At 62.6% G+C, this 12,712-nt stretch carries 12 protein-coding genes and 2 tRNA genes; 6 read left to right on the forward strand and 8 right to left on the reverse strand.

Annotated elements, in window-relative coordinates; genetic code table 11:
- Positions 1 to 39: 39 nt before the first annotated feature.
- Positions 40 to 903: an FAD:protein FMN transferase gene (locus B4F07_RS13840; RefSeq protein WP_293697193.1), complete on the forward strand. Its 864-nt coding sequence runs from the start codon at positions 40 to 42 to the stop codon at positions 901 to 903.
- On the opposite strand, the gene B4F07_RS13845 is transcribed toward B4F07_RS13840, so the two are convergent.
- The 4 genes from B4F07_RS13845 to B4F07_RS13860 form a co-directional block, all read right to left on the reverse strand.
- Positions 900 to 1,583 (reverse strand): Fe2+-dependent dioxygenase, encoded by a 684-nt coding sequence (locus B4F07_RS13845; protein ID WP_293697191.1) that lies wholly within the window; start codon positions 1,581 to 1,583, stop codon positions 900 to 902. The two genes, B4F07_RS13840 and B4F07_RS13845, sit on opposite strands and share 4 nt — an antisense overlap.
- Before the next feature lie 100 nt (positions 1,584 to 1,683).
- Positions 1,684 to 3,990: a TonB-dependent receptor gene (locus tag B4F07_RS13850; protein WP_293697189.1), complete on the reverse strand. Its 2,307-nt coding sequence runs from the start codon at positions 3,988 to 3,990 to the stop codon at positions 1,684 to 1,686.
- 131 nt (positions 3,991 to 4,121) lie between these two features.
- Positions 4,122 to 4,805 carry an energy transducer TonB gene (locus B4F07_RS13855; protein WP_293697187.1) on the reverse strand — a complete coding sequence of 228 codons (684 nt, stop codon included), beginning with the start codon at positions 4,803 to 4,805 and terminating at the stop codon, positions 4,122 to 4,124.
- An 81-nt stretch (positions 4,806 to 4,886) separates the two neighbouring features.
- On the reverse strand, positions 4,887 to 5,756 hold the full coding sequence (locus B4F07_RS13860; protein WP_293697185.1) for an alpha/beta fold hydrolase: 870 nt from the start codon (positions 5,754 to 5,756) through the stop codon (positions 4,887 to 4,889).
- Positions 5,757 to 5,862: 106 nt separating this feature from the next.
- On the opposite strand from B4F07_RS13860, the gene B4F07_RS13865 reads away from it, so the two are divergent.
- Positions 5,863 to 6,654 (forward strand): SDR family oxidoreductase, encoded by a 792-nt coding sequence (locus B4F07_RS13865; RefSeq protein ID WP_293697183.1) that lies wholly within the window; start codon positions 5,863 to 5,865, stop codon positions 6,652 to 6,654.
- Positions 6,655 to 6,871: 217 nt separating this feature from the next.
- Here B4F07_RS13865 and B4F07_RS13870 read toward each other — a convergent pair.
- Positions 6,872 to 6,946, reverse strand: a tRNA-Val gene (locus tag B4F07_RS13870).
- Between the two features lie 71 nt (positions 6,947 to 7,017).
- Positions 7,018 to 7,395 (reverse strand): cell cycle two-component system response regulator CpdR, encoded by a 378-nt coding sequence (cpdR, locus tag B4F07_RS13875; RefSeq protein WP_088442230.1) that lies wholly within the window; start codon positions 7,393 to 7,395, stop codon positions 7,018 to 7,020.
- 143 nt (positions 7,396 to 7,538) lie between these two features.
- Between cpdR and B4F07_RS13880 the strand changes: the two genes are divergently transcribed.
- A complete protein-coding gene (locus tag B4F07_RS13880) occupies positions 7,539 to 8,414 on the forward strand; it encodes an N-formylglutamate amidohydrolase (protein WP_293697172.1) in 876 nt (291 codons plus the stop codon).
- Positions 8,415 to 8,595: 181 nt separating this feature from the next.
- Here the strand turns inward: B4F07_RS13880 and B4F07_RS13885 are convergent.
- Both B4F07_RS13885 and B4F07_RS13890 read right to left on the reverse strand, forming a co-directional pair.
- Positions 8,596 to 8,672: transfer RNA gene (locus B4F07_RS13885), tRNA-Pro, on the reverse strand.
- Between the two features lie 107 nt (positions 8,673 to 8,779).
- A complete protein-coding gene (locus B4F07_RS13890; protein WP_293697169.1) occupies positions 8,780 to 9,220 on the reverse strand; it encodes a JAB domain-containing protein in 441 nt (146 codons plus the stop codon).
- Positions 9,221 to 9,350: 130 nt separating this feature from the next.
- On the opposite strand from B4F07_RS13890, the gene thyA reads away from it, so the two are divergent.
- The 3 genes from thyA to B4F07_RS13905 all read left to right on the forward strand — a co-directional run bounded on the left by thyA (position 9,351) and on the right by B4F07_RS13905 (position 12,712).
- Positions 9,351 to 10,286, forward strand: a complete 936-nt coding sequence (gene thyA, locus B4F07_RS13895; protein WP_293697166.1) for a thymidylate synthase — start codon at positions 9,351 to 9,353, stop codon at positions 10,284 to 10,286.
- Between the two features lie 93 nt (positions 10,287 to 10,379).
- The gene (locus B4F07_RS13900) at positions 10,380 to 11,675 is read left to right on the forward strand and encodes a thiamine pyrophosphate-dependent enzyme (RefSeq protein WP_293697164.1); all 1,296 of its coding nucleotides are present in this window, start codon (positions 10,380 to 10,382) and stop codon (positions 11,673 to 11,675) included.
- 32 nt (positions 11,676 to 11,707) lie between these two features.
- Complete coding sequence (locus tag B4F07_RS13905) at positions 11,708 to 12,712, forward strand: alpha-ketoacid dehydrogenase subunit beta (RefSeq protein ID WP_293697509.1); 1,005 nt, start codon at positions 11,708 to 11,710, stop codon at positions 12,710 to 12,712.

The following is a 12,712-nucleotide window of genomic DNA, read 5'->3' on the forward strand; positions in this document are numbered from 1 at the left end:
GACCGGGAGGCAGCGATTACGAGCTTTGGCGGCGAAACGATGGGGACGAGCTGGTCGCTGCAAGCGGCAGGCGCGGCCTCATTGGCCGCAGAGGGGGTGCAGGCGGCGCTGGACCTTGTTGTCGCGCAGATGAGCCAGTGGGAGGCCGGTTCCGACCTGTCGCGGTTCAATCGCTCCCCGATCGGCGAATGGTTCGACCTGCCCGCTGAATTTGCCCATGTCGTCGATGCCGCGCTGACGATCCAGCGCGCGAGCGACGGCGCGTTTGACCCATGCTTGGGCGCATTGACCGAGCGGTGGGGCTTTGGCGCAAGCGGCCCGGTCGATCGCGTGCCGGGCGCTGCTGATTACAGCGAGCGCCGCATCGATGTCGATCCAAACAGCCGTCGTATCCGGCGCAGCGCAGGCGCATTGCTCGACCTGTCGGGGATCGCCAAGGGCTATGGCGTCGATCTCGCTGCCGAATGGCTGCTTGCGCAGGGCGTGCGCCACTTTCTGCTTGAGGTCGGTGGCGAGCTGCGCGGGGAGGGGATCCGTCCCGATGGCCAGCCTTGGTGGGTCGATGTCGAATTGCCGCCGACGTCCGCGGTCGCGCCTTACCGGATCGCGCTCCACGACCTGTCGGCGGCGACATCGGGCAATTATCGCCGCAGCTTCACCATCGACGGTCAGCATTATTCCCACAGTTTCGACCCGCGCACCGGACGGCCGATCGTCAACGCTGTGTCATCCGTGACGGTACTGCACCGCAGCTGCATGATGGCCGACGGCTGGGCGACGGCGCTCACCGTGCTTGGGCCAGCGGCGGCGATCGCGGCGGCCGACGCGCAGGGGCTAGCGGCCTGTGTGGTCGCGGGCGACCGCGAATATCTGTCCCGCGAATGGCGCGCGATGCTGAATTAGCTGTCCGCCCAGCGACGCAACAGATTGTGATAGACGCCGGTGAGCTCGATCACCGACCGGTCTTTGCCGCCCAGATCGCCGGTCAGCCGCTGCACCGCGCGGTCGAGGTCGAACAGCAGGCGCCGCGCCTCGGTATCGCGCACCATCGACTGGATCCAGAAAAAGGACGCCACGCGCCGCCCGCGCGTGATGGGGGTGACGCGGTGCAGGCTGGAGGAGGGATAGACGACGGCGTGGCCCGCGGGCAGTTTGACACGCTGGACCCCATATTGGTCCTCGACCAGCAGTTCGCCGCCGTCATAATTTTCCGGCGCTTCGAGGAAAACGGTGATCGACAGGTCGCTGCGCATACGAAATTCGCTGCCGCGCTTCAGGCGGACGGCATTGTCGACATGGGTGTCGAATTCCTGTCCCTCGCCATAGCGATTGAACAGCGGCGGAAAGATTTTGAGCGGCAGCGCCGACGCGAAAAACAGCGGCGACCGACCGAGCGCGTCGAGGATCAGCCGACCCGCACGCTTTGCGGAATCGCCGTCTTCGGGCAATTGTTCGTTGTTCTTGGCCAGCGCGGCTTGATGACCCGACGTGACATTCCCGTCGATCCATTCTGCACCGTCGATGATCTGCCGGATTTCGGTCAGTTCGTCAGCGGTCAGGACATCGGGAACGGCAATCAACATGGCGGGATCTCTTCGGCGATACCGCGACGGGCTGCCATAGGTTCAGGTGCGAAGCAATGGCTGGGACGATAGCAGCGTTGCCATCGACCCCGCCATTGGATCAATGGGTATAGGTTAGCGAGAAGATCGCGGCGCGCGCGTCGCCGGGGGTAGCCCAGCCGTTGTTACGGACGCGGGTGAAGTAAAGCTCGTCGGTGAAATTCTTTACATTGAGCTGGGCCTTCAGCTTGTCGGTGAAATCGTAAGCGACATAGGCGCTGTGGACGAGATAATCATCGGCGCGAAAAACTGTCGCGCTCGCCGCCGTTGGCAGGTTGAGCGCGAAGCTACCTTGGTAGGTCATGCTGTAGCCCAAAGTCAGGCCGAACGGGAACTCATAGGTCGTGAACAGGCTGCCTGAGTGCTTCGGCGTGTTCTGGAGCTGCGCGCCCGCTGCCGGGTCGGGAAGGCCATCGGCGACCGACTGGATCAGCTTGCTGTCCAGATAGGTGTAGTTGGCGGTCACCGACCATTGCGGGGTGATCTTGCCAACGACGCTGAGCGCGACGCCGTCGACGCGTGATTTGCCGTCGAGCACCTGGTCGGGGATCGTCGGGTCATTCGACGGCACCTTGTACTGGTTGCGTTCGTTACGGAATGCCGAGGCGGCAAGGAGCAGCTTACCGCCCGCAACTTCGGCCTTGGCGCCGATCTCATAATTGCGCGCACTTTCGGGATCGACGTTGCACGTCAAAGCAGAGCAGGCGCCGTTGACGGCACTGATCGACGGGGTTTTTGAGTTGCCGAAGGCGGCGTAGAGTGTGACCGCTTCGACCGGCTTGTAAACCAGGCCAAGGCGATAAGAGAATAGCTCGGCATCGTTGCGGAATATCGCGCCGGGCGCGACCACGCCTGCGGTCGATACGGTGTCGGTGCGATAATTGCCGCTGTTCTTTTCCCAGCGCACGCCGCCGTTAATCTCGAACTTGCCGATCTTCATCGCGTCGAACAGATAGACGGCGTAATTGTCCACCTCTCCGCGCTGGCGCCCGCTTTCAAAATAGTTCACCGGGCCGGTGTAGACGTTGCTGCCATAGACAAAGCCCGGCGGTCCCTGAACGATTTCGTTCGGATTGGCGATGTTGATAAGCGGGAAAGCGGCAAAGGCCGGGGTGCCGTTCGTGTTGCGGTACACATTGCCCGTCGATAGCAGATATTTCTCCCAGCTGGCCGACGCGCCGGCGACCAGCGTGTGTTCGATCGCCCCGGTGTTGAACACCGCCCGCAAGTCGAGCTGGTTATACAGGATCTCATTGTTCGAATCGCGCAGATTTCCGCGCGGTCCGCCGATCAGATAATAGCCAGCGGGGACGGTCGCGGGACAGGCCGCGCCCGTCGGCAGTTGATTATTCGCCAGGCAAAATGTACCCTGCGGTGGGCCGACGATCGTCAGCTGCGACACTTGCTGCCAGCGCGACAGGTTGCGCAGCGACACCTGGTCGCCCAGCTGATGCTCAAAGGTCAGGGTCGCCTGATCGACCGTGATGTCCTGTTTATCAACGTTGCGGTACCCGAAGTAATCGCTGCGATCGACGCCGGGAAGGATACCGCCGGCCACCGCATAATAGGGGACGCCATATTGCGCGATATTCTCGTCCTCCTGATGCAGATATTGCAGCGTCAGGCTGGTTGGCCCGCCGACACCCAGTGTGACCGAGGGCGCCACGCCCCAACGCTCATAAAATTCAACGTCGCGGCCCGGGACGTCATTCTGGTGGACCATCGCGTTGAGGCGGAATGCAATCAGGTCGCTGGCGCGGATGTTGGCGTCGATGGCGCCGCGGTAATAATCATCTGTGCCGATGCCCGCCGTCGCAACGATCCGCGTCTCAGCAAGTGGGCGCTTGGTGACCAAATTGATCGAACCGCCGACCGATCCGGAGCCGCCATAGACCGAGTTGGCGCCATTGACGATTTCCAGCTGTTCGAGGTTGAAATTGTCGGAGCGGTTATATGCGCCGCTATCGCGCACCCCGTCCTGCGTGATGTCCGACCCCGCCGAATATCCGCGCAGGGTGATCGAGTCGGCGGGCGGAGAGCCGCCTTCGGCCGCGCCAAAGGTGATACCCGGGACGGTTGACAGCATATCGCGCAGGGTGAGTAGGTTCTGCTGCTCGATCGTCTCACCGGTGATGACGGTCACCGTCTGCGGCGTGTCGCGCACCGATCGTGTCGATTTGGGCGATTCCTGCTGGGTCTGGTAATGCTGGCCCGTGACGATGATCTGCTCGCGCTCGTCGCGGCGTTCACGTTCCCCCTGCTGCTCCGCATCGGTATTGGCACCGATGTCGGCGGCCATCGCGGGCGCGCTGATCAGGCTGCCGACGCACGACATGGCGAGGAAAGTGGCGGACGTCGATTTCTTCATTCTGGTACCCCTTCTGTGTTCGGGGTCCCGCTATTGCGACTTGATCGCAGAGTCAATTTATAATGCGAATTATTCGCAGTTAGAAAGGTGGACGGCGCCAGGCTTGCAGTTGTGGGGTAGGGATTGGATCATCACCGCCCTTCGAGCCACCAGCTTTGGCGCCAGCCATAGGCGCTGGCGACAGCCGCCCCCGCGGCGTTGGTGGCGGGTTTGAAGCGAAAGCGTTCTTCGATCAGGCGGCATGTCGTGGCATCGAGCCCTGCGTCGCCGCTTAAGCGGCTGACGCGGCAACCAGTGACCCGTCCGGTCGGCTGGATCGTGAAACGAACTTCGACCTCGCCGCCAATGCGGGCGCGGCGGGCCGCAGCGGGATAGTCACGGTCCTGGATAGTGCCGCTTTGCCATACGGCTTTGGTGCCGCCGCCGGTGCCGCTGCCCGAGCCACCAGCGCCGGTGCCGTCGCCGCGCCCGCCGGCGCCCGATCCGGTGCCGGGATCGGGCGCGGCCCCCGCCGATGCGTCCTGGCCCGCGCCGGATTGTGGTGCGGCTGCGATAGGAGGTATGAGCGGTGGCAGTTTCGGCTTCGGCGCTACGACGGCCGTGGCTGCGGCGTGCTGGTTTGCCGCGGAGGCTTTGCCGCTCGCTGCTTCGCTAGGGACAGTTTGCGGCACGACTGGCGCGGGAGGCGGCGGCGCTGGAATGGCGACAGCAGAGATGGCTTCGGTCATCTTGCGGACGACATTCAGATCGAGTCCGCTGGCGAAACCCAAACCGACCACGAGGACCGCCAGCAGCGCGGCGCCGCCCGATGCCATTCGCTGCCGTCTGGAAATTTGCCCGGTGTACGCCATTGGCCACCCCATAATGCGCGCCGGTGCGCGCCTGTGGCGGCCCGTTTAGAGGAAATCGTCTAGCGTGGACATGAACCGGTCGAACTGGTCGTGATGCAGCCAGTGTCCGGCATTTTCGAACTCGATCACCTTGGCGGTGTTGAAATGCGCCAGGCGTCCGTCGCGTTCGGGGTTCGATGCCCAGCTGTTCGCGCCGTACAGCAGCAAGGTGGGGCAGGTGATTGCGCCCCACAGCCCGGCAATGTCCTCCTGCGGCATGTCGAACGCGGGCCAGACGTTGAGATAATTATCGAATTTCCAGCTCCAACTGCCATCCTCGTTGCGGCTGATGCCATGGACCGTCAGGTGGCGCGCCTGCGCCTCGGTTAAATAACTGTTCTCGCCCATCATCCGCGCCAGCGCTTCATCGAGGGTGGCATAACGGCGCGGGGTACGCCCGGCAGCCTGGCGTTTGTCATCGATCCATTTGCGGAAGCGTGCGGCATAGGGCGTGCTCGCGCGCTCGGCGATGATTTTGGGCGACGGGCCGAGTCCCTCGATTGCGACCAGCTTGCGGACATTCTGTGGATAGAGGCCGGTATAGCGCAGCGCGATATTGCCGCCCATGGAATGGGCGACGATGCTGATCGGTCCCAGATCAAGCTGATGGATCAACTGCGCCAGATCATAGACGAAGCCGTCCATCGCGTAATTGCCATCGGGCGACCATGCGCTATCGCCGTGACCGCGCAGGTCCGGGGCAATGATATGATAGCGATTGCGCAGCTTGTCGGCGACCCAGTCCCAGTTGCGGCAATGGTCGCGGCCGCCATGGACGAGCAGCAGCGGCGGTGCGCCGCGATTGCCCCAATCGACATAGTGGAGCTTCAGCCGCTGCGAGATGAAGCTGTTCGAGGTGGGGCCGGCACTTGCCATCGGATCGTCCTTGCTGTCTGTTCCCGTTGCAAAAGGCGACCGATCGCCATCCGTCAACCCCGCATCATCACCGATATGCGGACGAAAAACGCCAAGGGAGAGAAGCATGACGACCTTTCGGGATAATCTGTTGGCCGGAAAGACGGCGTTCGTGGCCGGCGGCACCAGCGGAATCAATCTGGGCATCGCGAAGCGCTTTGCCGAGCTGGGCGCCAAGGTCGCAGTGGCGGGGCGCGACCCGGACAAGGCCGCCCGCGCGGCGGGGGAGATCGGTGAGGGCGCGATGGGGCTGTCGGCGGATGTCCGCGACTATGCCGCAATTCGCGGCGCGATGGAGCAGGTCGCCGATCAGCTCGGCCCGATGGACATCGTCATTTCGGGCGCGGCAGGCAATTTCCTTGCCCCCGCGCTCGGCATGTCGGCGAATGCGTTTCGTACCGTCGTCGATATCGACCTCAACGGCACCTTCAACGTCTTTCGTGGCTGTCACGATTTGCTCAATCGTCCGGGCGCATCGCTGATCGCGATTACCGCGGGGCAGGCAGTAAACGCGTCGGCGCTGCAGGCGCATGCCTGCGCCGCGAAGGCGGGGATCAACCAGCTGATTCGTGTTCTGGCGCTGGAGTGGGGGCCAGAGGTGCGGGTAAACGGCATTTCGCCGGGGCCGATCGCCGGAACCGAGGGCATGGCCCGACTCGCCCCGGACGCCGCGACGCGCCAGTCGCATTTCGACCGGATCGCGATGAAGCGCTGGGGCAAGATCGAGGAGGTTGCCGAATCGGCGGTGTTCCTGTGCTCGCCCGCCGCAGGTTACATCACCGGCACGATTCTCGACTGCGACGGCGGCAGCCAAGTCGGCGACGCGTCGCGCGGCGATCTGGCGAAGGGTATGGCCTGAGTCCCTTTTTGATTCTGGACGAGAGGTACTGTTCCCCTGCGAAGGCAGGGGTCCATCAGCTACGCTATCCGTTTGCCGGGCCGCGCGCTGAATTTCGTAACGTCCGGTGATGGGCCCCTGCCTTCGCAGGGGAACAGGAAAAAATTGGCGGTGTCGGGTATGGCTTACCCCGGAACGTAAAAACGCCGCCAACCCGGCTGGGTGGCGGCGTTTTTAATGGTGGGCGTGGCAAGGATTGAACTTGCGACCCCTGCGATGTCAACACAGTGCTCTACCACTGAGCTACACGCCCATCCCTTGGGGTGACGCGCCCCCTAATATCCTCGGTCGCGCTTGGCAAGCCCTTCGCGCCCAGTGACGTCGTTATTGTTGGCTCGACCGGTCAGCGCGGCCGAACAGATTGTCGACTTCGCGGACAAGATCTTTGAGGTGGAACGGCTTCGACAGCAGCTTTGCCTGTGGTACATTTTCCTCGGCGCGCAGCGACACGGCGGCGAAACCGGTGATGAACATCACCTGCGTCTGCGGCGCGACCTTGGCGGTGTGCTGCGCGAGTTCGATGCCATCCATTTCGGGCATGACGATGTCGGACAGCAACAGGTCGAACGTGCCCGAATCGATATAGGGGACCGCGGCGGTGCCGCGATCGACCGCCGTGACGTGATAACCGGCGCTGGTCAGCGCGCGCGCCAGATATTCGCGCATCACGTCATCGTCTTCGGCCAGAAGAATGCGAATCATATAGAAATCAATCCCCTGATCCCTCGACGCGGCCGGTTCCGGTCGGTGGCATGCTTAATGCGAAATCCGCCATAGCGTCAGAGATTTAACAAATTGACTTGGCAGCGCTGGATTCAACGCGGTTTTTTTGCCACCCATGATCCATGCGATCCCGCACCATCCCGTCCGCCGCCATCGCTGTCAACCGGCCTGCGGCGATCAGCCCGGTGATCGTATCGGTGCCGCACGCGGGAAGGCTGTATCCGCCCGAGATTTTGGCGGCGGCGCGGGTCGGGCAGGCCGATCTCGAACGACTCGAGGACAGCTGGTGCGATTTGATCGCGGCGGGTGCAGTGGGTGCCGGGGCCACCGTGGTGCAGGCTATGTGGGCGCGGGCGGTCGCGGACTGCAATCGCGGTGAGGGACAGATGGCGCCGGGTGAGGTTGCCATGTCGATGCGCGCGCAATTTTCGGCGCCCGGACGCAAGGAGCGCGCGGGTCTGGGCGTCGTGCCGACGCGGCTGGCGGATTGCGGGCCGCTCTGGAAAAAGCCGATCGATCAGGTGGCGTTGCAATGGCGGCTCCAATCCATTCATCGGCCTTATCATGCGGCCTTGGCCGATGCTCTGGCGGCAGCGCGCGACCGGTTCGGTTATGCGATCCTGCTCGACCTCCATTCGATGCCGTCCATCCCCGTCGGGCAGCCGGGTCATGGCGCGCGGATTGTCATCGGAGATCATTTCGGCGTGACGTCGGGCGAGTGGCTGGTCGATGTCGTGATGGCGGCGGCGGATCGCCTGAACGAGCCGGTCTCGCGCAACCAGCCCTATGCCGGTGGCCATATCATCCGCACCCACGGCAATCCGGGGCAGGCGATCCATGCGGTGCAGATAGAGATTGACCGGCGCCTTTATCTGACCGCCGAGCGTCGGCCCGATTCTCAAGGCATTGCCGTCATGTCACGATGGTTTGCCGATCTGGTCAGCGAGGCCGCCCGAGCGCGCCCAGCCCCTGAAATCATAGTTCAGGCTGCCGAATAAAAAACCACCCCGTACCGAAGTACGAGGTGGCCAGGGTCCAGGGAGGACGCGCCCGCGTCAAGGTGACGGGGCACTCACCGCGATGGAAAGGGGGAAAACCATGGCGGCGTAGAACAAATCTAGGATGTTGTTTGCCGACTTACAAGAAGCGACGGTGCAGAATCTGCAATATGCAGGAAATTGGTCGGGGAGAGAGGATTCGAACCTCCGGCCCCTGCCTCCCGAAGACAGTGCTCTACCAGGCTGAGCTACTCCCCGACCGAACTGCGCGCCGACCGGGGTCGCCGCGAAGGCAGGGCGGTCCTCTAGACGCGCAATCGGCGAACTTCAAGCGCCAATCGGCACATTGATCAGGATTGCGGTGCCTACAGCAATTCGGCACCTCGAAAGCTGAAATGACCATCCGCAACGAAGATCAGATGATCGATCAGTTCGACGTCCATGGTGCGCAGAAAAAGCGCCGTATCCTGCGTCGCGCGGGTGTCGGCGGCGCTTGGCCGCGCGTCGCCCGAAGGATGGTTGTGTGCCATGATGACGGCGACGACGCCGCTATTCAGCAAGCTGCGCCAGCATCGCGGCGGGATAACGCAGCGGCTGGCGCTCTCGCCGCGGACGCGTTCAAGCCGGACAAGGCGATCAAAGGCGTCAAAACCCGCAAGCAGCAGCACCTCGCGGTCGGCAGCGAAATACGGACGCAGCAGATACTGCGTGACATCGTCTTCGGCCTCGCACGGCACAAAGCCCGCACGCGGCGAAGCACCGGTTGCCGTGTCGATGGGGGCGAGCAAGGTCATGACGATGGTCATGCGCGCGGGTTGCCCGACCGCCAATCGATGACTGCGCCGCTTTGGATGCTTATGGACGGCGCAGCCGCCACACCCTTGTCGGCACGGTGCCTGCAGCCTAGCAATGGGTTGGTAAACCAGGAGTTGAGTCTTGCCTGAATCGATCCACTATGAACTGCAATATCTCGAACTGATGCGCCGCATCTGGGTCGAGGGCGACGAGCGTGTCGACCGCACCGGGGTCGGGACGCGGTCGCTGTTTGGCGAAACGATGCGATTTTCGCTGAAAGACGACGCGATCCCGTTGCTGACGACCAAGCGCGTTTATTGGAAGACCGCGTTGCGCGAGTTGCTGTGGTTCCTGACGGGCGATACCAATATCCGCTCGCTGGTATCGCAAGGCGTGAAGATCTGGACCGACTGGCCGCTTGATAGATATCGCAAGGCGACGGGCGAGGCGATCAGTGCCGAGGATTTCGAGGCGCGGATCATCGCCGATGACGCGTTTGCCGCGCAGTGGGGCGACCTTGGTCCCGTCTATGGCCATCAATGGGTCAATTGGCCGCGCTATGAACCGGCGGGCGAAGGGTTGTTTCGGCGGGCAGCGAAGGGACACAACCAGATTGCGGCGCTGATCGAGGGATTGAAGGCCAATCGGGGATCTCGGCGCCACATCTTCACCGGCTGGAACGTCGCCGATCTCGATCGGATGGCGCTGCCGCCATGCCATATGACTTATCAATTCCATGTCCGCAGCGACGGCGGTCTTTCGTGCCTGTTGTTCCAGCGGTCGTGCGATCTGGGGCTCGGCTTTGCCTTCAACGTGTTTGAAGCGGCACTGCTGACGCGGATGGTCGCCGACCAATGCGGCCTGCATGCGCATGAACTGGTCTGGACGGGCGGCGATGTGCATCTGTATCTGAATCACACAGAATTGGTGGAGCAGCAGTTGGGCAGGGTTCCCGACGGTGCGCCCAAGCTTCGGATCCTGCGAAAGCCGGATGATATTTTCTCTTATAATTTCGAAGATTTCGCGGTCGAAGCTTACACGCCGCAGGCGCACATTTCCGCGCCGGTGGCGGTCTGATCGCTAGCGTTGCATTCGTATGGCGACCGAAATAATATGTCGCCACGCTGAAATATAACTAGGCGCCGATTCGCGCCGCAATGGGAAGACGATATGCCCGAAACGGATCGGCGCCCGGCGAGCAATCTGCCGCCGCTGTCGCTTCATATCCCCGAACCGCGCTATCGCCCGGGCGACACGCCCGACTTTGGCGATATTGTCGTTCCTGCGGTCGATGCGACGCCGCGGCCATCCGAGGCGACCAAGCCCGATGCGATGCGCGACCTTTGCTATGGCCTGGTTCGCGTGCTCGATTTCGACGGGCAGGCCAAGGGTCAGTGGGATCCGAAGCTAAGCCCCGAGCGGCTGCGCACGATGCTGCGCTACATGATGCTCGTTCGCGCGTTCGACGACCGTATGTTCCGCGCCCAGCGCCAGGGCAAGACCAGCTTTTACATGAAATGCACGGGCGAGGAGGCGACGTCGGTTGCTTCGACAATGGCGCTTGACCGCGGCGACATGTGTTTCCCGAGCTATCGCCAGCAGGGCATTTTGATCGCGCGCGACTATCCGCTGATCCAGATGATGAACCAAATTTACTCAAACCGCGGCGATCATCTGATGGGGCGGCAGCTGCCGATCATGTATTCGGCGCCCGAGCATGGCTTTTTCAGCGTGTCCGGCAACCTTGCTACCCAATATCCGCAGGCAGTGGGCTGGGCGATGGCGTCGGCCTCAAAAGGCGACAGCCGTATCGCGACCGTCTGGTGCGGCGAAGGATCGTCGGCGGAGGGCGATTTCCACTCAGCGCTGACCTTTGCGACCGTCTATAATGCGCCGGTGATCTTCAACGTCGTCAACAACCAGTGGGCGATTTCCAGCTTCTCGGGCTTTGCCGGCGGCGAACGCACCACCTTTGCGGCGCGCGCGGTGGGTTATGGCATTGCCGGGCTGCGCATCGACGGCAACGATCCGCTCGCGGTCTATGCTGCGACGCAATGGGCGGCCGATCGGGCGCGGACCAACAATGGCCCGACGCTGATCGAGCATTTCACCTATCGCAGCGAGGGGCACAGCACGTCGGACGATCCGACGGCCTATCGCCCCGCCGAGGAACCGACGATCTGGCCGTTCGGCGACCCTATTGACCGGCTGCGCCAGCATCTCGAAACGCTCGGCGAATGGGATAACGAGCGGCATGAGACGCAGCGAGCCGAGCTTGATGAGCTGGTAAAGACGACCCAGAAGCAGTCGGAAAAGCTCGGTATTTTGGGACATGGAATGCACCAGCCGTTCGAAACGATGTTTCAGGATGTGTTCGAGGACATGCCTTGGCACCTCAAGGAACAATGCACCCAGATGCTCGCCGAACAGGAAGCGAAGTTCGGCCCTGACTGGAAGCCCGAGTGATGAACGCCGATACGCAAACCGCGACCAAGACGATGAACATGATCGAGGCGATCAACAGCGCGATGGACGTGATGCTCGCCCGCGACAGCAATGTCGTCGTGATGGGCGAAGATGTCGGCTTTTTCGGCGGCGTGTTCCGCGCCACCGCGGGCTTGCAGAAAAAGCACGGCAAAACGCGGGTGTTCGACACGCCGATCAACGAATGCGGGATCATCGGCGTCGCGGTCGGCATGGGCGCCTATGGTCTGCGCCCGGTCCCCGAGATCCAGTTCGCCGATTATATCTATCCCGGACTCGACCAGCTGGTCAGCGAAGCGGCGCGGCTGCGCTATCGTTCGGCGGCCGATTTCATCTGTCCGATGACGGTGCGCACGCCGTTTGGCGGTGGGATTTTCGGCGGCCAGACGCACAGCCAGTCGCCCGAAAGCATCATGACGCATATCTGCGGCGTAAAAACCGTCATTCCTTCAAACCCTTATGACGCAAAGGGGCTGTTGATCGCAGCGATTGAGGACAATGACCCCGTCGTCTTCCTTGAACCCAAGCGCATCTATAACGGCCCGTTCAGCGGCTATTACGACCGCCCGGTCGAACCTTGGTCGAAACATGCCGCGAGCGCGGTGCCCGAGGATTATTACCGCATCGAACTCGGCAAGGCGGCGACGGTGCGCGAAGGCGACGCGCTCACGATCCTGGCCTATGGCACGATGGTCCATGTCACCAAGACGATCGTCGAGGAAATGGGCATCGATGCCGAGATCATCGACCTGCGCACGCTGTTGCCGCTCGATATTGACGCGATCGAGGCGTCGGTGAAGAAGACCGGGCGCTGCCTAGTGATCCACGAAGCGACACGGACGTCGGGTTTTGGCGCCGAACTGGCTGCGCTGGTGCAGGAACGCTGTTTTTACCACCTCGAAGCGCCGGTCGAGCGCGTCACCGGTTTTGACACGCCCTATCCCCACAGCCTGGAATGGGCCTATTTTCCCGGTCCGGTCCGCATCGCGACCGCGCTGACCAAGATTTTGAAGGACTGA

This window comes from Sphingopyxis sp. UBA6723 (genome assembly GCF_002454115.1).
GTDB lineage: Bacteria > Pseudomonadota > Alphaproteobacteria > Sphingomonadales > Sphingomonadaceae > Sphingopyxis.